Source organism: Oribacterium sp. C9 (genome assembly GCF_002007235.1).
GTDB lineage: Bacteria > Bacillota > Clostridia > Lachnospirales > Lachnospiraceae > Oribacterium.
Genome location: NZ_MUHW01000020.1, coordinates 57,877 through 83,132, shown reverse-complemented (window position 1 = coordinate 83,132; position 25,256 = coordinate 57,877). Strand labels below are relative to the sequence as shown.

General features: G+C 47.3%; 20 protein-coding genes and 1 pseudogene. All 21 read right to left on the bottom strand.

What is annotated here, in order from left to right:
* Nucleotides 1-231, bottom strand: a pseudogene (locus tag BXO88_RS12525) (ribonuclease HII); the annotation flags it as partial.
* 75 nt (nt 232-306) lie between these two features.
* Nucleotides 307-1,200 (bottom strand): ribosome biogenesis GTPase YlqF, encoded by an 894-nt coding sequence (ylqF, locus tag BXO88_RS12520; RefSeq protein ID WP_078038064.1) that lies wholly within the window; start codon nt 1,198-1,200, stop codon nt 307-309.
* An 11-nt stretch (nt 1,201-1,211) separates the two neighbouring features.
* On the bottom strand, nt 1,212-1,739 hold the full coding sequence (gene lepB / locus BXO88_RS12515) for a signal peptidase I (RefSeq protein WP_078038063.1): 528 nt from the start codon (nt 1,737-1,739) through the stop codon (nt 1,212-1,214).
* A 128-nt stretch (nt 1,740-1,867) separates the two neighbouring features.
* Complete coding sequence (gene rplS / locus BXO88_RS12510; protein ID WP_036609050.1) at nt 1,868-2,215, bottom strand: 50S ribosomal protein L19; 348 nt, start codon at nt 2,213-2,215, stop codon at nt 1,868-1,870.
* Between the two features lie 186 nt (nt 2,216-2,401).
* Nucleotides 2,402-3,181 carry a tRNA (guanosine(37)-N1)-methyltransferase TrmD gene (trmD, locus tag BXO88_RS12505; protein ID WP_078038062.1) on the bottom strand — a complete coding sequence of 260 codons (780 nt, stop codon included), beginning with the start codon at nt 3,179-3,181 and terminating at the stop codon, nt 2,402-2,404.
* The gene (gene rimM / locus BXO88_RS12500) at nt 3,178-3,696 is read right to left on the bottom strand and encodes a ribosome maturation factor RimM (RefSeq protein WP_078038061.1); all 519 of its coding nucleotides are present in this window, start codon (nt 3,694-3,696) and stop codon (nt 3,178-3,180) included. Before rimM ends, trmD begins: the two co-directional genes overlap by 4 nt.
* Before the next feature lie 60 nt (nt 3,697-3,756).
* Entirely contained in the window at nt 3,757-3,984 is a 228-nt protein-coding gene (locus BXO88_RS12495; protein WP_078038060.1) for a KH domain-containing protein, read from the bottom strand.
* 19 nt (nt 3,985-4,003) lie between these two features.
* On the bottom strand, nt 4,004-4,243 hold the full coding sequence (gene rpsP, locus BXO88_RS12490) for a 30S ribosomal protein S16 (protein ID WP_078038059.1): 240 nt from the start codon (nt 4,241-4,243) through the stop codon (nt 4,004-4,006).
* A 79-nt stretch (nt 4,244-4,322) separates the two neighbouring features.
* Complete coding sequence (ffh, locus tag BXO88_RS12485; RefSeq protein ID WP_078038058.1) at nt 4,323-5,720, bottom strand: signal recognition particle protein; 1,398 nt, start codon at nt 5,718-5,720, stop codon at nt 4,323-4,325.
* Nucleotides 5,710-6,024: a sigma factor-like helix-turn-helix DNA-binding protein gene (locus tag BXO88_RS12480; protein WP_044993239.1), complete on the bottom strand. Its 315-nt coding sequence runs from the start codon at nt 6,022-6,024 to the stop codon at nt 5,710-5,712. The genes ffh and BXO88_RS12480 overlap by 11 nt, the downstream gene beginning before the upstream one ends.
* Nucleotides 6,025-6,134: 110 nt before the next feature.
* The gene (gene ftsY / locus BXO88_RS12475) at nt 6,135-7,007 is read right to left on the bottom strand and encodes a signal recognition particle-docking protein FtsY (RefSeq protein WP_078038057.1); all 873 of its coding nucleotides are present in this window, start codon (nt 7,005-7,007) and stop codon (nt 6,135-6,137) included.
* A 102-nt stretch (nt 7,008-7,109) separates the two neighbouring features.
* The gene (gene smc / locus BXO88_RS12470; protein ID WP_078038056.1) at nt 7,110-10,394 is read right to left on the bottom strand and encodes a chromosome segregation protein SMC; all 3,285 of its coding nucleotides are present in this window, start codon (nt 10,392-10,394) and stop codon (nt 7,110-7,112) included.
* On the bottom strand, nt 10,375-11,082 hold the full coding sequence (gene rnc, locus BXO88_RS12465; RefSeq protein WP_078038055.1) for a ribonuclease III: 708 nt from the start codon (nt 11,080-11,082) through the stop codon (nt 10,375-10,377). Before rnc ends, smc begins: the two co-directional genes overlap by 20 nt.
* A 185-nt stretch (nt 11,083-11,267) precedes the next feature.
* Nucleotides 11,268-11,501, bottom strand: coding sequence for an acyl carrier protein (acpP, locus tag BXO88_RS12460; protein ID WP_078038054.1), 234 nt, complete (start codon nt 11,499-11,501; stop codon nt 11,268-11,270).
* A 45-nt stretch (nt 11,502-11,546) separates the two neighbouring features.
* Complete coding sequence (gene plsX, locus BXO88_RS12455; RefSeq protein WP_078038053.1) at nt 11,547-12,587, bottom strand: phosphate acyltransferase PlsX; 1,041 nt, start codon at nt 12,585-12,587, stop codon at nt 11,547-11,549.
* A 239-nt stretch (nt 12,588-12,826) separates the two neighbouring features.
* Complete coding sequence (locus BXO88_RS12450; RefSeq protein WP_078038052.1) at nt 12,827-14,920, bottom strand: elongation factor G; 2,094 nt, start codon at nt 14,918-14,920, stop codon at nt 12,827-12,829.
* Between the two features lie 297 nt (nt 14,921-15,217).
* Nucleotides 15,218-16,315, bottom strand: a complete 1,098-nt coding sequence (locus BXO88_RS12445; protein ID WP_168171701.1) for a prephenate dehydrogenase — start codon at nt 16,313-16,315, stop codon at nt 15,218-15,220.
* Nucleotides 16,316-16,931: 616 nt separating this feature from the next.
* On the bottom strand, nt 16,932-21,515 hold the full coding sequence (locus BXO88_RS12440; RefSeq protein WP_078038050.1) for a PolC-type DNA polymerase III: 4,584 nt from the start codon (nt 21,513-21,515) through the stop codon (nt 16,932-16,934).
* 245 nt (nt 21,516-21,760) lie between these two features.
* Nucleotides 21,761-22,822 carry a flavodoxin-dependent (E)-4-hydroxy-3-methylbut-2-enyl-diphosphate synthase gene (gene ispG, locus BXO88_RS12435; protein ID WP_242945225.1) on the bottom strand — a complete coding sequence of 354 codons (1,062 nt, stop codon included), beginning with the start codon at nt 22,820-22,822 and terminating at the stop codon, nt 21,761-21,763.
* Nucleotides 22,823-22,826: 4 nt separating this feature from the next.
* The gene (locus BXO88_RS12430) at nt 22,827-24,017 is read right to left on the bottom strand and encodes a M50 family metallopeptidase (protein WP_078038048.1); all 1,191 of its coding nucleotides are present in this window, start codon (nt 24,015-24,017) and stop codon (nt 22,827-22,829) included.
* A 74-nt stretch (nt 24,018-24,091) separates the two neighbouring features.
* Nucleotides 24,092-25,249, bottom strand: coding sequence for a 1-deoxy-D-xylulose-5-phosphate reductoisomerase (locus BXO88_RS12425; RefSeq protein WP_078038047.1), 1,158 nt, complete (start codon nt 25,247-25,249; stop codon nt 24,092-24,094).
* Nucleotides 25,250-25,256: the final 7 nt, after the last annotated feature.

Below are 25,256 nucleotides of genomic sequence, written 5' to 3'. Positions count from 1 at the left end.
AAGAGCCTCACGTCGCTTCTCGCTGAGCTTCTTTGAGTCATTGAGATAAAGTATCTCGGCATCCTTCGGAAGTATGCAGCAGGCGGCCACAACAGGACCCGCAAGGGGACCTCTTCCGGCTTCATCAACGCCTGCGATAAATGCATATTCAGCATGAGCATTTTCATATTCATGCATCAGCTTAAGTCTCTCAAGTTCCTTTTCGAGACGTTCTCCTTTTAATTCACGCATATCTTATTCCGGATAAGCCGGATGTCCTTTCTGAAAAATGTCGCAAGTCGGCAATATTTAAAAGTTGCCTAAAACTTATTTGAGCGCATCAGCAACAGATGCGACTACGTCGTCTGTAGAGCCCGGTGTATGCTCAAGGGTGATATTTCCGAGGCGTCCGTTTCTGAAATCATCCAGAACTATCTTGGCGGTTCTGGAATAGTCGATATCTCCGCCCTTCTTGATGCAGCCGCGCTTTCTGCCGATCTCATCGAAAACCTTGATGGCCTCCTCAATGCCGGAGAGACTGTCACCGTATCTCTCGATAAGTGCGGAAGGATAATATCTCACCAGATACTTGAGAAGATAAAATACCAGCTCGTCAATGTTTATGATCTGGTCGTTGATGGATCCGATGAGGGCGAGATTGAGACCTACGATCTCACGCTCGAATTTAGGCCATGTGATACCCGGAGTATCCAGGAGCTGAAGCCTTTTTCCTACATTGATCCACTGGTTTCCTCTGGTGACACCGGGCTTGTTTCCGGTCTTCGCCATGGATCTTCCCACATAGGAATTTATGAAGGTAGACTTTCCTACATTCGGGATACCCAGTACCATGGCTCTGATGGTCGGAGTCTTTATACCCTTTTTGAGATTCTTCTCGATGACAGGTTTGCAGGCTTCTTCTATAAGATTAGGAAGCTTCTTCAGAGAGCCCTTGTTTCTGGCATCGATCTCCATGGTATAGAAGCCCTTTTTTGCATAATAATCAGCGAATTTCTGAGTAATGCGCTTATCTGCAAGGTCGGCCTTGTTGAGAAGAAGTATACGGGATTTTTCTTTTGCAAAACTGTCTACATCCGGATTTCTGGAGGATTCCGGACAGCGGGCATCAACAACTTCGATTACCAGATCTACGAGTTTCAGGTCATCACGAATGTTTCGCTTGGCCTTCGCCATATGACCGGGATACCATTGAATATTCATTTGATTCTCCTTTAGTCTACTAAGCTCATTTTAGCGATCGGCAAAAGCTTGAACCAGATCTTGCCGATTATCTGAGATTTATGAACATTTCCCACGTTGATGAAACGGCTGTCCTCAGATGAGTCAGCATTATCACCTATGAGAAAATACTCGTCCTCCATAAGCTGGACGGGCTTTTCCGCGATACCTGCGAGGGAAATATTGGAAATCTTGTCGCTTTCGAGGAGCGTACCGTTTATATATATACGTCCGTTCTGGATCACAACGGTCTCGCCGGGAAGTCCGACTACACGCTTGATGTTTTCCGTTGAATTGTTTTTCTGGAATATGACCACATCCAGACGGTCGGGATTTAAAAATTTATATTTCAGGGTGTCCACCATCACCAGATCACCTGATGACAATCCGGGCTCCATACTGTGACCGGATATCTCCACTGTTGTGAGAAAGCTGTGGACTATGAACCATGCCAATGCTATCAGAACGAAAATATTGGTCAGTGTATGTACAACAATCTGAATGAAACTCTTTTCACGCATAGTGGTTCTCCTGCTTTTGATGTGTCTGATTTATGTTCTGTAATGCGATCTGCGAATACAGGCTATGGATAATAAGAAAGGGGCATCCCGTAAACGGAACACCCCCAAAGATCTTAATCAACCACAGATTAAAGTGCCTTAACCTTGGCAGCCTTACCTGTACGCTGTCTGAGATATGTAAGCTTAGCTCTTCTAACCTTACCAGCTCTAACAACCTCTACCTTCTCAACCATTGGGCTGTGAAGTGGCCATGTCTTCTCAACACCTACACCGTTAGAAGTCTTTCTAACTGTGAATGTGATTCTGTTTGAACCACCCTGGATCTTAAGAACTGTACCCTCGAAGATCTGTAATCTCTCACGGTTACCCTCTTTGATCTTGTTGTAAACCTTAACTGTGTCACCAGTGTTGAACTGAGGAACCTCAGCCTTAAGCTGGCCCTGCTCAATGCTCTTAATGATATCGCTGTTTGCCATTGTGCTACCTCCTAATACTATTTGACATTCATTCACGGATTTATCGTCCGGCCTTATCTATCCGGAATCCTCTATTCCAAGCAGATGGAACCGTCAGAGGAATATCTCTTTTAGTCACAACTCATGTAATTTAACATATATTGCCCTATATTGCAAGGGCGTTTTCGCGGCATAATGCCACTCTTTTTATAAAAACTCTGTAAACTCCTGCGAATCAGCAGACTTTCTTCTACGCCTTTTCGGTTTTTTAGGTGCAAACTCTTCAGGATGCTCTGCTACATACTTCTCATAGAGATCAGGACGACGTTCCTTAGTGCGTTCGAGGCTCATCTGATGACGCCATTCATCAACCTTTTTGTGGTCCCCGGATAAAAGTATCTTCGGAACTGTATGATCTTCAAAATTCTCAGGACGTGTATACTGCGGATATTCCAGAAGACCGTCGGAGAAGCTCTCTATTTCATGTGATTCATCTTTGTTGAGGACACCATGTACGAGTCTGGAAATGGAATCTATCATGCTGAGAGCAGGAAGCTCACCTCCTGTGAGGACATAATCTCCGATGGAGACATTTTCAACATCGAGGATCTCCAGAGCACGCTCATCGACGCCTTCATAGTGACCGCAGAGGAAAAGGATATCTTCCTCCTCCGCAAGCTCCTCCGCCATCTTCTGGTCGAATCTCCGGCCCTGAGGTGACATAAAGAGGACACGCGCGGGTCTGTGTCCGATCTTGTCAACTATGTGTCTGTAGCAGTCAACTATAGGCTGTACCTGCATGAGCATACCTGCTCCGCCGCCATATGGATAATCATCCACGTGGTTGTGGGCATCCTTCGTATAATCACGAATGTCAAAGGCTTCAACATTCATGAGACCTGACTTTATGGCTCTTCCGGAAATGCTTTCCTTTGTAACATTTTCGATAAGCTCCGGGAAAAGCGTCATTACGTAATAATTTTTCATAGATCTAAAAGACCCGGGATGAGGTGTACTCTGATATAGCCCTCTTCCGGTGCTTTCTCAAGAATAAACGGATCACAGTAAGGGATCATGAGATCCTTACCCTCTGTTTTGACGAGCATAACATCGTTGGCGCCTGTCTCCAGGAATTCCTTAACTGTACCCAGTTCTTTGTCTTCCTCGTCCAGTACCTTGCAGCCGATGATGTCGCCGATGAAATATTCTCCCTCACCGAGAGGAATGGCGTCTTTTCTGTCAACATAGAGCTCACCCTTACGGAATGGGATAACATCATCGATGTTGTCATAATCTTTGAATTTTACTATCGCAAGATTCTTGAAAAATCTTACATTCTGAACCTCGAGCTGAAGCATGTTTTCCATTGAACCGGAACGATCCAGCCAGACTTTCTTCAAATCGTAAAATCTGTCCGGATCATCAGTTGTAGGATAAACCTTTACTTCGCCTTTCAGACCATGGGTGGTAACTACTGTACCGACTCTAAGTTTTTCCTGCATATTTTTTCCTTACTATAAATAAATACTCAGCATAGTAGAAACTATACTGAGTAATTACTCTTACTTAATATCTACGGATACCTTGACCGATGCCTTGCTTGCGGCAGCAGACATAACAGAACGGATTGCCTTTGCGATACGACCTGAACGTCCGATGACTTTACCCATATCCTGCTCATTCACAGAAAGGGTCAGGACGATCTCACCATCCCTGTTCTCCTCGGTGACCTGAACGTCATCAGGATTCTGAACAAGGGCCCTGGCAATAGTTTCGAGTAATTCCTTCATAAGGTCTCCTCTCGGCGGATTAGTTGATTCCGGCTCTCTTAAGAAGCTTTGCTACAGACTCAGTTGGCTGAGCACCGTTTGAAATCCACTGCTTTGCCTTCTCAGCATCGATCTTGATCTCTGATGGCTCAACACATGGGTTGTATGTACCGATCTCCTCGATGAATCTTCCGTTTCTTGGTGCTCTTGAATCAGCAACGATTACTCTGTAGTATGGTGCGTGAATCTGACCCATTCTTCTTAATCTGATCTTTAACATGGTGTTTTCTCCTATTTTCTAAAAATAATAATTATATATGATTAACAGTTTGATTACTGATTAATCCGGTGTGTTTCTGTTAAAACGGGAATCTTCCGCCGCGGCCTAAACCGCCGAGATTTCCCAGTCCTCCGAAGCCGCCTAAGCCTCCGAAAGCGCCGCGACCATGCTTGCTTCGCATAGCACCGCCGAACTGCTTCATCATCTTGCGCATCTGTTCAAACTGCTTAACAAGACGATTTACTTCAGCTATGTCAACTCCTGCGCCGTTAGCGATACGACGTTTTCTGGACGGATTGATGAGATCCGGATTGGCGCGTTCCTTCGCAGTCATGGACTGGATCATGGCGCGAACCTTTTTGAGCTGCTTTTCGGTGTCGTCCATGTCGATGTCACCGAGACCGGAAAGACCCGGAAGCATCTTCAGGATTCCGCCCAAGCCGCCGAGCTTTGACATCTGATCCATCTGATCCATGAAGTCGTTATAATCGAACTTTCCTCTGGTGAGCTTGCCCATGGATTCACGGCTCTTCTCCTGATCCATGTTCTTCTCGACCTTCTCGATAAGAGAAAGTACATCACCCATTCCGAGGATACGTCCTGCCATACGGTCCGGATAGAACTGCTCGAGATCATCCAGCTTTTCGCCCATACCTAAGTAAAGGATAGGCTTTCCGGTCATGGCCTTTATGGAAAGTGCAGCACCGCCTCTGGTATCACCGTCACACTTGGTGAGGATGACTCCGTCGATACCGACCTTGTCTGCAAATGTCTCTGCCACATTGACAGCTTCCTGACCTGTCATGGCGTCAACGGTAAGTACTGTCCACTGAACCGGAACTGTCTTTTTGATGTTTTCAAGCTCGTCCATGAGCTTTTCATCTATCTGTAAACGACCTGCAGTATCGAGGATAACAACATTGTAATGTTTCTCTTTAGCCTCTTCGATAGCTTTTCTTGCGATCTCTACAGGACTGATCTTGTCACCCAGTGAGAAGAAAGGAACTCCCACCTTTTCAGCATTGACTCTTAACTGGTCAATGGCAGCCGGTCTGTAGATATCACAGGCTACAAGCACAGGTGTACGTCCCTTTGACTTGAACTTTCCTGCAAGCTTTGCTGCGGTGGTTGTTTTACCGGCACCCTGAAGACCTACCATCATGATGATGCTGATCTCGCCTGCCGGTTTAAGTACGATCTCAGTGGTCTCGGAACCCATCATAGCAGTGAGCTCTTCGTTTACTATCTTTACAACGGTCTGAGCCGGAGTAAGACTGTTGAGGATCTCTTCTCCGATCGCCTTTTCCTTAACTCTGGCAATGAAGTCCTTCACGAGCTTGAAGTTAACATCGGCTTCAAGAAGTGCCATACGTACTTCACGGAGAGCCTGGGTTACATCGTCCTCAGTAAGTTTTCCCTTATGTCCGAGATTGGAAAATATATTGGTTAATCTGTCTGTCAGATTTTCAAACGCCATCTATGATTTCTCCTGCAAGTTTCTGGATTACATTATCTTCTGTGTGCTCGAGAATCTTTACGGCTCTCTCGCGTATATTGATAAGCTTCGATTGAAGTCCAAGAGTGTCTTCTGTATCCTTGAGCTTTTTGTCAGCTCTTCGGAAAAGCTCCTGAGCAGCCTGTCTGGAGGTGCCCATCTCTTCGCCGATCTCAGTGAAACTCATGTCGTCTATTACGTGGTACTCATAAACTTTTCTTTGGTTTTCATTAAGCAATCCGCCGTAAAGCTCATAAAGATTGCCGCGTACTACAAAATCATCCATAGAGTTCTCCCTCAAACCTTTGCTAGTATAACATAAAAAACCGGACTGTCAACACTTTTTGTTGACAGTCCGGCGCACGTCCTGACATTGTCTGTATTTTAGTAGTTTTGTCAACTCTCGAAAATAGAATCTACGTATTCCTTTGAGTCAAAGCGTCTCAGATCCGAAGCCTTTTCACCGACGCCGATGTATTTTACAGGGAGTCCCAGCTCTGACTGTACTGCGAGAGCTATTCCGCCCTTTGCGGTTCCGTCCATCTTTGTGAGGATGATTCCGGTGACTTCGCAGGCATCCTTGAAGATCTGTGCCTGAGACATGGCGTTCTGACCGGTTGTGGCATCGAGGACCACGAGAGTCTCTCTGTATCCCTCGGCAAATTCCTTGTCGATGATACGGTTTATCTTACCCAGCTCGTTCATGAGATTCTTCTTATTATGAAGTCTTCCTGCTGTATCGATGATGAGAAGGTCGGCGTTCTTTGACTTGAAGGACTGAAGGGCGTCGAATACTACAGCCGCAGGGTCGGAACCCTCCTTCTGTGCTATGACGTCAACGTCTGTGCGGTTTCCCCATTCCTTAAGCTGCTCTATGGCACCTGCTCTGAAGGTGTCGGCGGCAGCGAGGATGACGCGCTTTCCCTGATCCTTGAAGTTCTTAGCCATCTTTCCGATGGAAGTGGTCTTTCCGACACCGTTTACACCGATGACGGAAATGATGCTTTTCTGCTTTTCGAAATCGTAGTAGGAATCATCCACACGCATGAGCTCGTAAAGATAATCTCTCAGGATCTTCTTTATCTCCCTGGTGGTGTTTACGCCCTGACGGGCAGCTTCTGTTTTTACTGCATCGATGACCTTAAGTGTGGTGGTGACACCCACATCGGACATGATCATGGCATCCTCCAGATCCTCATAGAAGGCATCGTCTGCCACTTCGTTGGACTGGAAGATGTTGTTTATAAGTTTGGAAAAGAAATTTGCCATATAGGGCACTCCTTTATTTTGAGATATGAGTATCAAAAGTCGATATGGAATCGCTTTACGCGATTCGCCCCCATTCCGCACTATCAGGCCGCTAAAGCGTCCTTATGCATCAAGCTGATCCTGTACGAGATCAACTGAAACCAGGGTGGATACACCCTTTTCCTGCATGGTGATACCGAACAGTCTGTCAGCATTCTCCATGGTGCCTCTACGGTGAGTGATGACTATGAACTGAGTCTGGATGAGAGTATGGAGATACTCTGCAAAACGGGTAACGTTCGAGTCATCAAGTGCCGCCTCGATCTCGTCCAGAAGACAGAATGGTGAAGGCTTCAGGTTCTGGATGGCAAAAAGCAGGGCGATGGCTGTAAGAGCCTTTTCTCCACCGGACAGCTGCATCATATTCTGAAGCTTCTTTCCCGGTGGCTCTGCGATGATGGAAATGGATGTAGTAAGTACATCCGGGTCCTCGGTGTCGAGCTCGAGTCTTCCCTGACCGCCTCCGAAAAGGATCTTGAAGGTCTTGTTGAACTGCTCCTGAATAAGCTTGAAGTTCTCATTGAACTGCTTACGCATACCCTGATCCAGCTCTTCGATGATCTCGTTGAGGGATTTCTCGGACTCTGTGAGATCCAGATACTGGTTGTTCAGGAATTCGTATCTTTCAGATACTTCCTTGTACTGCTCGATAGCATCGAGGTTGACGGGACCAAGAGCCTTTAACTGTCCCTTCAACTGGTTGACCAGGGTACGAACCTCGTTTGTATTCTTATATTCGTCAGAATAACGTTTTTTTGCTTCTTCGTAGGTGAGACCGTACTCGTCGTACATATAGGTGGTGAGCTTGTCGATCTTCTCATCAAGCTTCTCCCTCTTGTTCTGTACACGCATGGACTCCTTCTCCATATCGAGAAGTCGTACAGAGATCTCATCCTTCTTCTGGAAGAAGGACTTACGTTCCTCGAGGAGCTTTGCCTTACTCTCCTCGTCTCTCGCCATTTTCTCGTTAAGCTCCTGAGAAGCGGCATCGGCATTCCGGATGAGGGCCTCGAGTTCACTGATCTTGTCGGCCTTGCCCTGGAGAACACTGTCTGAGTTCTGCTGAGAGTCTTCCATCTCACCCTTTTCTGTGGTGATGGTCTCGAGTTCGGAATTCAGTCTGTGAAGATTCTCGGTAACGAAATCCGTACGGGTCGAAAGAGATGAATACTCAACATTGATCTGTGAAGCTATAGCCATGGTCTGAGTGTTCTGCTCCAGAGTGAGCTTTTCTATCTCCTGACGGTGTGATTCTACAGATGCCTTTGCGATGGCGCGCTTGCTTTCCGAATCTGAAAGCTTTCTCTTCAGCTCTTCTATAGCCTTCTGTGAAGAAAGGATGTGCTCCTCTATCTCTTCCAGCTCTCGCTTACGTCCCATGAGGTTTGAGTTGTTCCTGAAAGAACCACCGGAGATGGATCCTCCCGGATTCAAGAGGTCACCTTCCAGAGTGACTATACGGAGACTCTGATGGTATTTTCTCTGAATCTGCAATGCTGTCTCAATGTTGTTGACCACAAGAACACGACCGAGAAGGTACTCTGAAAGAGTCTTGTACTTCACGTCAAATTTAATTAGGTCACAGCCGAGACCGATGGCACCCTTCTCGGAAACTGCACGTTCGCAGTTTTCATCACGCTTTCCGCGAATGTTTGTGAGCGGGAGGAAGGTTGCACGTCCGTAACGGTGCTGCTTCAGGTACTGAACCATGTTCTTCGCAGTGATCTCGTCCTCGGTAACCACGTTCTGTATGGAGCCGCCGAGAGCTGTCTCGATGGCGGTTTCATAATCCTTGGGTACTTCGATAAGGTCTGCAACAACTCCGAGGATCCCATGCTCCTGATCACGTCTGTCCATGACCATCTTGATGGCATTTCCATATCCCTCATAACGTTCTGCAAGGTTACGGAGGGTCTCGAGACGGTTCTTCTGATTATCGTGCTCACGGGTCTTGTGGGTTATCTGATCACGAAGCTGCTGATTCACATCAGAAAGCTTCGTGACAAGTTCAGAATCCGATGCTATAAGCTGCTTTACCTCTTCGAGACGTGCATTGATCCTTTCCAGTTCTTTACGCTGTACCTCGATATTTCCGAGGAAATCGTCGCTCTTTATGTTGGTCGCCTTTTCAGACTCCTTTACGGGGCGGTCCTCAAGCTGGAAATCCGGGCCCATGCAGGAAGAAACCGTGAGTTCTGTCTCATCCATGGTGGAGTTTATCATCTCGAGATCCAGCTCGATGTTCTCCATCATCTCGTCTGTGCCGGCCTTGTTGTTCTTTATGAAGCTTATCTGTTCCTTGATCCACTTGAGGAGGCTTAAGTTATCCTCGATCTGTGAGATACGGTCGAACATGTCCTTCTGTAAAGCATTGATACGCTGGGTATAATGAAGGGCATTGTTCTTTTCTGTGTTTATCTGCTCGTTTAAAACGCCGATCTGACCCTGGAGATTTGTCTTCAGGAGGTCTGATTTGTTGATGTCGTCCTTAGCCTTGCTGAGTTCAGAATCGAGAGCTCTTATCTTCTCTTCGATCTCGGTGTACTTTCCGTTCAGCTCTTCAGATTCCTTTTTAACAGCGTCCAGCTCGTCGTTCACGGTGCTTTGGTTTTCATTGACAGAATCGAGACCCTTGAAGGTTTCGTCCATGTCGCGGATGAAGAGATTTGAGTCAGCATTGACGAGCTCATCACGTATGGAGAGATACTGTCTCGCCTCGTCGGATTGCTTTTTGAGAGGTCCAACCTGACGTTCCAGCTCGTTCAGGATATCGGTTACACGGGTGAGGTTTGCCTGCTCATCAGAGAGCTTCTTTTCGGCGAGAGCCTTACGGCGCTTGAATTTTACGATACCAACGGCTTCGTCGAAAAGGTCACGGCGCTCCTCAGGCTTTCCGGAAAGGATCTTTTCGACCTGACCCTGACCGATGATACTGTATCCGTCTTTACCGATACCGGTATCATAGAAGAGCTCGTTAACGTCTTTAAGTCGGCATTCTGTGCCGTTCAGCATGTATTCTGATTCTCCGGAACGGTACAAACGTCTGGAGACAGTAACTGTGTCGTAATCGATATTCAGAAGTCTGTCTGAGTTGTCGAGAGTTATGGCTACGAAGGCAGAGCTTTGAGGACGTCTCAGCTGTGTACCTGCGAAGATAACGTCCTGCATGGAGGATCCACGAAGCTGCTTTACCTTCTGCTCACCGAGAACCCAGCGAACCGCATCGGAGATATTGGATTTTCCGGAACCGTTAGGTCCTACTATGCCGGTGACTCCCTTACTGAAATCAAGGACAGTCTTGTTGGCAAAGGACTTAAAGCCCTGAATTTCAATAGATTTTAAATACATATCCGGTTTCCGCCTTAATCTGCTTTAATGTCTGGTAAGCAGCACCCTGCTCACTCTTTTTCTTGCTGGAACCTTCACCGATACCGTACTCCTTGTCGTTGAGTATGGCCTGTACACGGTAGAATCTGTCGTGACATGGACCTGATTCCTCTATGACTCTGTACTCAAGTTCCATCTTATTCTGTGAAACATATTCCTGAAGAACAGTCTTCGCATCTCTGTAAAGTCCTGTGTTCTCGATATCCGAGAGCACGAAGGTCTTTACGAACCTCTCTGCCGGCTCCAGTCCGCCGTCCAGATACATGGCGCCTATTACAGACTCAAATGCATCCGAAATAACAGAATCGCGATTGTTTATGCCTTCTCTTGCTTCACCCTTACCTAAAATGATGTAATCACCAAGATTTACCTTGCGGGCAGCTTCTGCCAATGTTGGCTCACATACCAGCGCGGCGCGAACCTTGGTCATGACACCCTCCTGAAGTACAGGTGTGCGATTAAAAAGAAATACGCTTGAGATGAGCTCCAGAACCGCGTCTCCTAAAAACTCGAGTCTCTGGTTAGAGGCTTCCTTTGGTTCACCGTTTTCATTGCTGAAGGATGGATGAGTGAGAGCATGTCTCAAAAGTCCAACATCGTTGAAGTGATAACCTAAAGCATCCTGCAGCTTGTCTAAATTTTCTTCCATTTGTCCTCCTGTAAAAGATAGTACAAGGGTCAAAAGGTCTGAATTACAGTGTGTTGAGAGTTTACATCAACTACCCTTTATATTTGTGATTTGTCCCCGGGATTCATATAATGGGACCTATACAATCAATATCTTCAGACTTCTTGACCCAGCTATATTTTGAAAAGATATGTATCGGTATGATTTTAGTTTACTGCCTTTTTGATGGCGTCAACTGCATCCTGAACAGTTACGAGATGCTCTGCGGCATCATCAGGAACCTCGATTCCGAACTCGCTCTCGATAGCCATAACTACCTGAACGACGTCGAGGGAATCCATCTCGAGATCATCTACGAACTTTGCGTCCGGTGTGATCTTGTCGGCATCCACATGGGAAACCTCGTTTGTGATAATCTGCTTTAACTTTTCAAATTCCATTGTTTTTCCTCTTTTCATATAAAGCCCTTCAGCTGAAGTGGCTGATCATTCTGCAGCTTCTTTTGCCTGTTCTGCCTCGATGCTCTCTGCGATCTTGTTTACCGCGTCAGCCTTTACGAAATCATAGCACTGCTGAACCGCATGCTTGATCTCACGGCCGTCTGTGTTTCCGTGAACCTTTACTACGAGTCCTTTGAGACCGAGTACCGGTGCACCGCCGTACTGCTTTGCATCAAAGCGTCCGAGAGTCTTTTTGAGAGCGCCTTTTAAGAGCGCACCGCCGATAAGAGTCAGAGGTCCTGACTTGATGGCTGTTTTGAGCTCGCTCATGAACATCTTGCCAACACCCTCATACATCTTGAGTACGCAGTTTCCTACGAAAGCGTCGCAGATGACAACATCACATGCTCCGAGGGCAATGTCTCTTGCCTCGCAGGAACCGATGAAATTGATGTCCTTAACTTCCTTAAGAAGAGGCATGGTCTCCTTTACGAGCTGGTTGCCCTTTTCTTCCTCGGCACCGACATTTACGAGACCTACCTTAGGATTTTTGATACCTACGACTTCACGCATATAGATGGTGCCCATCTTAGCGTACTGTACCAGCCAGTCAGGCTTTGAGTCAACATTGGCACCACTGTCGAGAAGCAGTGTGACGCCTGTTCTTGTGGGAAGCAGTGCACCGAATGGAGGACGTGGTACGCCCTTGGCACGGCCGACTATGAGCTGTCCGCCTGCCAGTACGGCACCGCTTGAACCTGCAGAGATAAATGCGTCTGCTTCTCCATCCTTGATATAATGAAGTGCCTTTACGATGCTGGAATCCTTCTTTCTGCGGATGGCCAGTACAGGAGCCTCATGAAGAGAGATGACTTCCTGCGCATCTACTATCACAACTCGTTCTGAAAGCTCGGTGTCTTCGATTCCCAGCGCCTTTGCGTAAGACATTTCCTGCTTTATCTTCTCTTCAGGACCAAATAAAAAAAGCTTTGTATCAGCTGTGGTTTTGAGTGACTCCAATGCACCCTTTACAATAGCGGAAGGCGCATTGTCTCCGCCCATACAATCTATAGCTATTCTAACCATGATTCTCCATTCTGACAGGCATAGTCCTGCCTTATACATACTTCGCTATTCTAATATGGCAAAAGTTTCGAGTCAAGTTCTTATAGGCATGCCTGATCCGATATCGGCAATATTTAAATGTTGCTTTGTATATCGAGCTCCTGTCAAGAATATCCCCCTGAGGGGACCTTACAGACACCTTCAGGGGGATATGAATTTTGCATAATTAATCTGGTGAAAGCTTATTTCTCAGGGGAATATCACTTTTCTGCCTCTTGAGCGTTCTCTTCAACGATAAGCTTCTGAACATCGCCGGGAGCCTGCTCGTATCTTGCGAACTCGTACTCGAAATCTCCGGCACCGCCTGTCATGGATCTGAGATCTGTGCTGTAGCCGTAGAGACTTGACATAGGTACCTCAGCCTGGATGACCTGCTTTCCGTTTCCGATAGACTCCATGCCGAGAACTCTTCCGCGGCGCTTAGTCATATCGCCCATGATATCACCGGTGTTTGCATCCGGAACAGTGATCTTTATAGATGCTATAGGCTCGAGGATAACAGGCTGGCACTTCATGAAGGCATCCTTGAATGCCATGTTTGCAGCAGTTTTAAATGCCATATCGGAAGAATCTACAGGATGGTATGATCCGTCAAGTAGTGTTGCCTTGATACCTACAACAGGGTAACCAGCGAGAGGTCCCTTCTCAGTTCCTTCCTGAACACCCTTTTCTACTGCAGGGAAGTAATTCTTAGGAACTGCTCCTCCGAATACCTTCTCTTCAAAGATGTATGGAGTATCGAGATCACCTGATGGCTCGAACTGCATGATAACGTCACCGAACTGACCGTGTCCACCGGACTGCTTCTTATATCTGCCCTGAACCTTTGCCACCTTCTTGATGGTCTCACGGTATGCAAATCTTGGCTTCTCAAGGATGATGGAAACATTGTAACGCTCCTTGATCATGGATGCCACGACCTCCAGCTCCTGATCGCCGATACCGTAGATAAGAGACTGACGGTTTCCCGGATCTGCAACTGTCTTTATGGTTCTGTGCTCATCCATCATACGTGAAAGAGCTGTTGAAAGCTTATCCTCATCCGCCTTGTTTTCTGTGCGGTATGCCTTGTAGGTGTATGGCTTTGAGATCTGCGGTCCGTGATAGATGATAGGCGCATTTCTGTCAGCCATGGTGTCACCTGTCTCTGTGACTGTGAGCTTCGCAACTGCGCCGATGTCTCCGGCCTTAAGCTCTGTGACTTCTATATTCTCTTTTCCGCGGAGGATATAGATCTTTCCGATCTTCTCAACTGTTTCCTTGTTTACATTATAAACTTCGCTGTTAGGAGTTAATGTTCCTGTGCATACCTTCAGCATGGAGTACTTGCCCATGAAAGGATCTGCTATGGTCTTCCATACCTTTGCGGTAAGGGTCGCATCTGAATTGTACTTGGCAGTGAAACGTTCACCGTTTGATGCATCCACACCTACTGTCTCGAATTCGTCCGGTGCAGGGAAGTATTTGTCGATTACCTGAAGAAGAACGTTGAAGCCCTGGATGTTAATGCCGGATCCCATAAGAACAGGAACCATCTCGCAGGTTCTTACACAGCTTCTGAGAGCAGCCTGAATCTCCTCAACAGTAAACTCTTCTCCGCCGAAATACTTTTCCATGAACTCGTCTGAAGTTTCGGCAACCGCCTCCAGAAGTGCGTTTCTCGCGATGCCCAGGTTCTTCTGAACGTAGTCAGGGATCTCTGATGCTTCGTACTGGTTAAGATTTGTAAATTTACGACCTTCCATCTTAACTACGTTAACGAAGCCTACGAATTTTTCATTTTCACGAATAGGAATCTGGAATGGTGCGACAGATCTGCCGAAGCGCTTCTCGAGGTCGAGAACCAGCTGGCGGAAGGATGCATGATCGTCATCCATGTTTGTCACGAAGAAAAGACGAGGAATGTGGAACTTCTCGCATATATCCCATGCCTTAACGGTACCCGGTTCGATACCTGCCTTGCAGTTCACAACGATGATAGCTGCGTCGGCAACTGATATGGCCTCTTCTACTTCGCCCACGAAATCGAAGTATCCCGGAGTATCAAGTATATTGATCTTTAATTCTCCACTTTCGCCCTTGTACTCCAAAGGAATGGTAGATGTGGAAATGGAAAACTTTCTCTTGATTTCCTCTTTGTCGAAATCCGAAACTGTGTTGCCCTCAGGGATGCTGCCCATACGGCTTGTAGTGCCGGTTACGTAAGCAAGCGCCTCGGCTACGGTTGTTTTACCTGCGCCGCCATGTCCCAAGAGAACAACATTACGTATGTTGCCGGTGTCATATACCTTCATAAGTCTTACCTCCTGTCATACGAAGTATGTAATATGTAAGTATTTTACTAAAAATGCCATATGAATACAAGATTTATAAGAAAATATCACCAATGAATGTAAAATTTAAATAAAAATTATTCAGATAAAATAAACTAATATATGGGCTGATAATTAAAATCAGAAGTAAGAATTGTACAAGCTGTGATTTTTGTACAAAAAGTTCGGCGCGATCATGCGCCCGCATGACGGTCTTATCGCAATCCCACGAAAAAAAACAGTCCTGTCGATCTCCCGACAGGACTGTCTGTAATTAAATTATCTTATATCGTACATGTAGCGCTTAAGAATGGAGAGCGCCTTTTCCTTTGCTTCCTCCTCGTAGAAGGAGATGCGGAGAGCGCCTTCGCCATGGTCTCTTGCGTTATTGATACCGATATTCTTTATAGAGATACCCTTTGATGCCAGGATGACTGAAATGGTGGATATGGCACCGACTTCGTCTGCGATGTCAACAGAGAAGCTGTAATCCGGAGTGAGGGCACCCTTGTTCTTGACATTGATAGAGTTTCTGTACTCTCTTGAGCTCTCGAACATATGGAGTATCTTCTTGTCGGAAACCTCCTTTTTGAGTGAGGTAGAGATATCCTTAAGAGACTCGATATAGCTGTCGAGAAGCTGTACCAGAGGTACGGAATTTGTGTCGCATATCTGCTCCCACATCTCCGGGCTGGAGCTTGCGATACGTGTAATGTCTCTGAATCCGCCTGCTGCCAGAGTCTTCATGAGCTTGTTCTCGTCGTCTGAATCCTTGACGATATTTACAAGTGAGCTTGCGATGATATGAGGGAGATGCGAAACTGCCGCAACCGCTCTGTCATGCTTTTCTGCATCCACGATGATGGGGATGGCTCCGAGATCTGTTGCCACTTCACGAAGAGTATCTGTGAGTCTCGGATTCTGATCTGAAACAGGTGTGATTATATAATAGGCATTGGAGAAAAGATAATCTGTAGCTGCTTTGTATCCTGTCTGCTCGGAGCCTGCCATGGGGTGGCCTCCGATGAACTTGTCTTCGAGATGAAGCTCCTTTGCTTTCTCGCATACAGCGGTCTTTGTTGAACCGACATCTGTAAGTACAGCGCCTTCCTTAAGGAGCTTGCCGATGCTTTCCATGTAGGAAATGTTGGTCTCTACCGGTGCACAGAGAAAGACGATGTCTGCCTCTGAAAGACGTTCGCTGTCGGGAGCATCCAGGACCACGTTGATGATACCGTCTTCCTGAGCTACCTCAAGATTTGACTTGTTTCTGGCGTATGCCATGATGCGCATGGATGGATCTTTTTTCTTGAGTCCTTTCGCTATGGAACCGCCGATGAGACCGAAGCCTAAAAATGCTGCTGTTTTCATAATCATCTTCCTCTTCTCGTAATATTTTTAAAGCACTTACACACTTTAACGCGTTTAAGTGTAAAAGTCAACCAAACAATCAGATAATTCAACATTTCATTCAACAATAGTATATCACAGCAAGACATAAGACCTTAAAAAATCTGAAAGAATAATAAGTGGAATGAGTTTGAAAGAATTAAGACCGGATAGGTAAATTCATGGACCGGGCAGATGACGGTCTCATGAAACCATAAAGCTGAGGACATGAAAAAATCAAAAGCGAACCCCTTAGATGCAGTTGTTCCTTTTCCTAGGCTCCCTCGGAAACGCCAGAGTTTTCATAAAGAAAACTCGGCGATTGACGAGGGACTACTGCATCTTTGGGGTTCGCTTTTAGATTTTTCTGCCGCAAGCGACCTGGTTTCGGAGAACGTCACTTGCCGGTCCCGAAAAATATACTGTTGGAATGATTTACATCTGATGAACTATACGCGGCTTTTACGCGCTTTGCGCTTCAAACCCGCTGCAAACATTCGGAATCCGCTCATTTTTCTTCGAAAAATGGCTACTTCCTCATGTTTGTTTGGGGCAAGAGGTCACACATCAATGTGCAAGCACATCATGTGTGACTTTTTGCCCCTTAGTTCATCAAGTCAAAAATACTCATCTGGTTGGATTCAGGTATGTCTCCGAGGAGTCCCAGCTCGCTGAATTTATCGACGAATGCCTTTGGACAGTGGGTACGGTTGATGAAATCGTCCTTACTTAAGTATTTGATTCCACTCTTTCCTCCATCTTCTATGCCCTGGGCAACGGCTTCACCGAGACCTGCCATGGAGGTGAAGCTCGGCATGATCTTCTTATCCGGTGTGATGGTGAAGTCCTTCGCCTTTGCCTTATAGACATCAAGAGGCGCGAATTCTATGCCTCTCGCGTACATCTCCTCGCAGATACGCATGTCACGAAGACACACGGCCTCTGTGTTGGTGGGTTTCGGAATGTTCATGTACTGATCGATGTAGTAACGAAGCTTGTCCAGACCTCCGCACATCTTGTCATAGTCGAAGCCGTCGGCACGGATACTGTAATAGGCTGTGTAATATTCTATCGGGTGGAACACCTTACACCAGGCAACACGCCATGCCATCATTACGTAGGCTGCGGCATGGGCCTTCGGGAACATGTACTTGATCTTTTTACATGCGTCTATGTACCACTGAGGAACGTCGTGATCCAGCATGTCCTGACACCAGCTGTCCTTCAGAGGCTTGTGCTTTCTGGTGGCCTCCATGATGCTGAAGGACTCTCCCGGATCCATACCCTTGTGCATCAGGTAAACCATGATATCGTCTCGACAGCAGATAGCCTGCTGAAGAGTGGTTATGCCATCCTTGATGAGGTCCTGGGCATTGTTAAGGTATACGTCCGTACCATGAGAAAGACCTGAGATCCTGATAAGGTCGGAGAAATACTTCGGCTTCGTATCCTCAACCATCTGCATGGCGAAGGAGGTACCGAACTCGGGGATTCCGAGGCATCCGAGCTTTACTCCGTGGATGTCATCAGGTTTTATGCCGAGAACCTCCGTTGACTGGAAGAGGCTCATGACCTCCTTACAGTCGAGAGGGATATCCTTTACAGGGTCGATTCCGATGAGGTCCTGAAGACGTCGTATCATGGTAGGATCGTCGTGTCCGAGGATATCAAGCTTCAGCAGGTTATGGTCGATCTTATGATAATCGAAATGAGTGGTTATGATAGGGCTCGCCATATCGTTCGCCGGGTGCTGTACCGGAGTGAAGGTATTGATTTCCTCTCCGTGAGGCAGAACGACGATTCCTCCCGGGTGCTGTCCCGTGGTTCGGCGAATGCCTACACATCCCTGAACCAGTCTGTCTATCTCAGCGGAACGCTTTTCGATTCCTCTTTCCTCATAGTATTTCTTCACCATTCCATAGGCTGTCTTGTCGGCAAGGGTACCGATGGTTCCGGCCTTGAAGGTATGACCTTCACCGAAGATGACTCCGGTATAGGCATGGGCCTTTGCCTGATATTCTCCCGAGAAGTTAAGGTCGATATCCGGCTCCTTGTCTCCCTTAAATCCGAGGAAGGTCTCAAACGGGATATCATATCCCCAGCGGTTAAGCTCTGCTCCGCACTGGGGGCATTTCTTGGGCGGCATATCACAGCCCGCCATACCTGAGTACTGTTTTACCTCAGGTGAATCAAAATCGTACCAGAAGCAGTCAGGGCAAACGTAGTGAGGGCTCAGAGGATTAACCTCGGTGATATGTGACATGGTGGCTGCGAAGGATGAACCTACGGAACCACGGGATCCTACGAGATAGCCATCCTCGTTTGACTTGTCAACCAGCTTCTGGGCTATGATGTACATAACGGAGTAGCCGTTTGAGATGATGGAGTTAAGCTCCTTTTCCAGTCTGTCGGAAACGATCTTCGGAAGCTCCGGTCCGTACATACGGTGGGCTGTCTCATAGCATATCTCACGAAGGGTCTCATCTGAGTTCTCGATGACAGGAGGGCACTTGTCGGGACGTACCGGCTTTATGGGGTCACACATGTCCGCTATCATGTTCGGATTGTCAATGACTACCTCTTTAGCTCTCTGTGGCTCCAGATAATCGAATTCCCGGAGCATTTCCTCCGTGGAACGGAAATAGAGCTTTGCGTCGCTCTCCTCCTCATCAAATCCGCGACCGGCCTGAATGATCTTACGGTAGATATCATCGTCCTCGTTGAGATAATGTGAATCACAGGTAGCGCAAACAGGCTTACCGAGCTGGTCAGCCAGAGAAATGATCTTTAAGTTGTAATCTATCAGATCCTGTTTCGTTTGGGCTGTGGAATCCTCCTTTGAAAGAAGGAAGCTGTTGTTTCCGAGAGGCTGTATCTCCAGGTAGTCGTAGAAGGAGGCTGTGTTTAGAAGCTGTACTTCATCCATTCCTCTAAGCATGCCCTGGAATACCTCGCCCTGTATGCAGGCACTTCCGATAATGAGTCCTTCACGATACTCCTTCAGCAGAGACTTCGGTATACGAGGTCTTGACTTGAAGTAGTGAAGGTGACTCTCTGAAATAAGGCGGTACAGGTTTATACGGCCTATGTCGTTCTTTGCCAGAAGTATGATATGGAAGGTTGGCAGCTTCATGACATTTGCAGCATGGTCAAACTCCAGAGTGTCGATCTCTGAAAGCTTTGTACATCCGCGCTGTCTCACCATCTCGATCTCCTTGATGTAGATCTCGGCAGTGCAGCCTGCATCATCCACGGCTCTGTGATGATGCTCCAGAGAGACATTGAGCTCCTTGGCAACTGTATCCAGCTTGAAACGGTTGAGCTTCGGAAGCAGCAGGCGGCTCAGGCTCACGGTGTCGATGATGGTCGGGTCATAGTGGAGACCGAGGCGCTTTGCATTCTTCGCAATGAAGCCCGTATCGAAGGATGCGTTGTGGGCTACGATAACCGCATCGCCGCACCACTCGAGGAATTTAGGGAGTACCACTTCGATAGGATCGGCTCCCATGACCATGGAATCGTCGATGGAGGTGAGCTGGGTGATACGGAAAGGAATGGGCACCTTCGGGTTAACGAAAACGTCCATACGATCCACTATTTCGTTATTCACGAGCTTTACTGCACCGATCTCTATGATATGGTCGGTTTCTGCGCTGAAGCCGGTGGTCTCGATATCGAAAACAACGGTCTCTGTATCGAGATCCTGTCCCTTTTCGTTCTGAACTATGGTCTCCTGATCATCAACGAGATATCCTTCGCATCCGTAGATAAGCTTGAAATCCTTATCATGACCGATCTTCTGGAGATGGAGATTCGCATCCGGGAATGCCTGAACCACGCCGTGATCGGTGATAGCCATTGCCTTCATGCCGAAGGAAATGGCTGTATTTATGTAATCGGTAACGTCGGAAACAGCGTCCATATCAGACATCTTTGTATGGAGGTGAAGCTCCACACGCTTTTCGGGAGAGTTGTCTGTTCGCTTCGCACGTTTCATATCGTGCTTCAGGATTCCGTCGATGAAGCTCATCTCCACCTGCTTGTCGAAGGTGTCGAAGGAAACGGAGCCCTTGATCATGAGACCTGTTCCGGCCTTTATAAATTCGTTCGCCTGCTCCATGTCATCGTCTTCCACGAAGATCTTGCAGGTGATGGAATCTGTATAGTCTGTGATATCGAATTTCACGATATTCTTTCCTGTCTTCGTATGAACAGGATCGTGTACGAGGAAAATGTTTCCGGCGATGATGATATTGCCGGAGCCTGCATCGATATCCTTGAGAGGGACTGTGTCACCTTCGAAGTATTTGCCGTAGAGAACCTCTGCATTTTCAGACATCTTGAAGGCTCTCTTCTTACGCTGGTACTGACCGGTATCTCCTCCGAAACGGCTACCTGTCTTAGGCGGCTGGGAAGCACCGGAGTTCTGTGATGCATCCTTAGGCTGTGAGTTTGCGCTGATGCCTGCGAGGTCTGCCGCCATACGGGCATTCTGCGCCTCGAGTGCTGCACGCTCTGCGTCACTGTTGCTGCCGGACATATCCATTCCGTCAATGTCTCTGCCGGAGGACTTCATGAAGCCTTCCGCTTTTCTGATTTCATCTCTTTTCCTTCTTGATTCATCGGTATCCCCTCTGAACTCAGGAGGAATATAATTTCTGTCAAGCTCGGGAACAGTTTCGCGCTTCTTCTCCTCATAGAGCATATTGAGGTTAAACTCTATGGAGCAGCGGTCCTCAAAAAGACGCTTCATAACATGGAGCAGCTCCTTGCTTGCTTCCTGATACAGATGGGAATTGGGCACAGTAAGCTCAAGGGTATCATCGTCATGCCATGAGATCCTGCCCTTTGTCATCATGTTGTAGAGTATTACATTGTAGTTTTTGAGCTCTATAAGGATACTGTCCTTATACATGTCATAAAGAGTTCTTGCGTTATACTGGGAACTTAAGTGGAAGCGCTCCGAGATCTTTACTGTGATCTGCTTCTTGCCGAAGATCTTTGTCTTTATGATCTGCTCAAGACGGAATATAGCGCTTTTATCGATGAGATGAGGACTGAGAATATAGATATGGATGAGTTTTCGGTCCTTTGTAAGAGTGACACGGGTCACAAATGTATCACGAAAGAGACCCGTGAGCTCTGAGTCGAGCTCAAGTGAGTCAAATACTTCGAAAAATTTCTTCATTGTTTTGGCGTACCGCCCTCGCATTCCGCGGTCTCTGCGGTACATCCCCTCTCTGAAAATTGAATGAAAAATAAATATATATATTCTTTAATTACGGATCGCTCCGCGCTTCGCGCTCACGCGCTCCTGCATTCGCAATCCATGGGGGCCCTGCCCCACTACTTGCTCATGCAGGGGCGCGTAATCAATATCTGTTATGTTTTTCGTGCAAGCACGAAATCATAACAGATATTGTTACGCTGTAATTACATCTTTGCTATCTCTTCTCTCAATGTATTGAGAAGCTCTGCCTCAGGGACTTTTCGGATGATCTCACCCTTCTTTATGAGGAGACCCTCGCCCTTTCCGCCGGCGATTCCGATATCAGCTTCCTTAGCCTCGCCCGGTCCGTTTACCACGCAGCCCATAACGGCCACCTTCAGGTTCTTCTTGTCATCATATTCTTCCACAAGGGTCTGAACCTCGTTGGCAAGAGAGATAAGGTCAATGTTGGTCCTTCCGCAGGTCGGGCAGGAAACAACCTCTATGCCTCCCTTTCGGAGTCCGAGGGTGCGGAGGATGAGCTTTGCGGACTTGATCTCCTCTACAGGATCGGCACTCAATGAAACTCTGATGGTGTTTCCGATTCCCTGACCGAGGATGATGCCGAGACCTATGGAGGACTTGATATTTCCTGACCATGCGGTACCGGATTCTGTGATACCTACATGAAGAGGATGACGGGTCTTCGGAGCTATGAGCTCATGAGCTTTCGCGCACATAAGTACATCCGATGACTTGATGGAGATCACCAGATTGTCATAGCCCATGCTTTCTATGAGCTGAACCTTATCAAGGGCGGAATCAACGATTCCCTCGGCAGTAACATGTCCGCCGTACTTCTCGATGAGCTCCTTCTCGAGAGAACCTGAGTTAACGCCCACGCGGATAGGGATATTATGCTCCTTTGCGCAGTCAACGACCGCCTGTATTTTTTCGTTTGAACCGATGTTTCCGGGATTGATACGGATCTTATCGGCGCCGTTCTCGATGGCTGCGATGGCCATACGGTAGTCGAAGTGGATATCCGCAACAAGAGGGATATGGATCTGGGATTTTATCTCCTTAAAAGCCTTTGCGGCTTCAGCGGTAGGAACAGTGCAGCGGATGATCTGGCAGCCCGCCTTTTCAAGTCGCAGGATCTGCTCCACTGTAGCCTTTACGTCTTCGGTCTTTGTATTACACATAGATTGGATGGCGATGGGATTCTCACCGCCGATCTTGACGTTTCCTATGGAAACGACCTTTGTATTTTCTCTAACTGACAATTTTCTAACCTCCAATGAAAGACGCGTAGGCGCCTGAGAATATATTCCATATGTCATTTGACATGATAAGTGCCATAAGCACCAGAAGAGCCATCATTCCGGCCTGATTTATGCGGTCCTCGATCGAAGGATCAAGCTTCCTTCTGCAAAGCATCTCGACGGAAATGAATATAAGCCTTCCGCCGTCCAGTGCAGGTATGGGGAGCAGGTTCATGATGCCGAGATTTGATGAGATCATGACGAGGAGCTCCAGAAGCACGAGGAAAGCATTGAACATACCATACTTCGTTGAGCGCTCCACTGTGTTACCCATAACAGTGACGGTACCGACAGGACCCATGACCTCATGCCGCTGCACCCTGCCTTTCGCGATCAGCCTAAGGCTCTGTATGACAATGTTTACATTATATCTTACTTCGTAAAATGTATCTGTTAAAAACTCATAAAGATTACCGGCGGCATATCTTCCATTGTAGAAGCTTAGTCCCAGCACGTATTTTTCTTTAGTTTCATCAAAATGAGGCTTGAAGGTAACAGTCTTCTTCTCTCCGTTTCGGATGACTACCGCATCAAGCATTGTGGAGTCATCGAAGTCCTCTGAATTCACATAGCTCCAGATATAGAGATCTCTGTATCCCGGGGTGAAGGACTGTCCTTTACCGTGGAAGCCTATGGATCTGAAGGCATCTCCGTTCTCGAAGCCGTTCTCCGAGGCGATATTTCCCTCTGATGGAACAGCCACGTACAGGTTGTCATATCCGCAGAAAAAAACTATTACTCCCGCAAGGATCACAGCAAGGATGAAGTTGTTCAGAACACCGGCTATACAGATAAAGAATCTCTGCGGTGCGGGCTTTTTCTGGAAATTGTATTTTTCTATCTCGGATTTTCGGAAGCGGACGCCATCATAATCTATGATTGGATCCCCCTCGAGCTCTGAAAGCTCCTTTCCCTCAGCGGTTGAGAAATCCCCGGAGCCTGCGGCATCCTCTCCAAGCATGGCGCAGCTTCCTCCTATGGGGAGGAGCTTCAGGGAATAGCGTGTGTTTTTCCATACACGGCTTATTAGTCTGGGTCCCATTCCGATTGAAAACTCAAGGACACCCACGTGGCAGATCTTTGCTGCCAGAAAGTGTCCAAGCTCATGAAAGAATATTAAAAAACTTAATCCAAGTATGGCTACGATTATACTCAAATTATCACTCCTCTATAAAGGCGGCCTGGAGTCGCCTCAATTCCTGCTCTAAGAAATGGAAAATAAATTTGGTTTTATCTCACGATCTTCGAGTTGGTCTTTACATAATTTCTTGCCCACTGCTCTATGGAGAGGATCTCCTCCAGAGTGGGCTCCGGGATAATGTCTTTCTCGTGGGCGTCCATGGCTTCCTCTATGACATCTGCGATCTCAAGGAAATCTATTCGGTCCTCAAGGAACATGGCAACAGCCTCTTCGTTTGCTGCATTGTAAACAGTAGGCATGGAGCCGCCGGCTCTTCCTGCACGGTATCCGAGGGCGAGACCCTTGAAGGTATCCATGTCAGGATCCTCAAATGTCAGTCTGGCAAGCTCTGCAAGGTCAAGTCTTCTGTCCTCGGGAAGCGGATGACGGTCAGGTGCGTAGAGAGCGTACTCGATAGGTATGCGCATATCCGGAAGCCCCAGCTGAGCCTTTACAGAACCGTCAACATACTGTACGGCTGAATGAACGATGGACTGTGGCTGGACCACAACCTTTATCATGTCCACAGGAACATCGAAGAGCCAGTGAGCCTCAAGGACTTCGAGCCCCTTGTTGACCATGGTGGAGGAATCGATGGTTATCTTTCTGCCCATTGCCCAGTTAGGGTGTTTCAATGCATCCTCCTTGGTCTTACCGCGAAGCTCCTCTCTCTTCTTTCCTCTGAAGGGTCCGCCTGAAGCGGTAAGGAGTATCTGCTCTATTCGATTGTGAGGTTCTCCTGTGAGTGACTGCCAGATGGCACTGTGCTCAGAGTCTATAGGCTTTATTTCGATACCGCATTCTGCTGCGAGAGGCATGATGATGTGCCCGGCACATACAAGAGTTTCCTTGTTGGCAAGGGCGACTCTCTTCTTTGCCTTAAGGGCTGCGATGGTAGGTCTGATACCTATCATACCTACTACAGAAACAACAACCTCATCACAGCTTTCCATGGTGGCGATCTCTATGAGACCGTCCATACCGGAAAGGACTCTGACAGGAAGTCCATAGGCTTTAAATGCCTCTGCCTTTTCCGTATCGTAGATACAGACAGCTTCCGGATGCAGCTTTTCAACCTGCTCCTTAAGTTTATCCACAGAGCCGTAAACTGCGAGACCTGTGACCTTTATCTCAGGATCATCCTTGATTACATCGATGGTCTGTGTACCGATGGAACCTGTAGATCCAAGAATGACTAAATTTCTCATTTTAGTG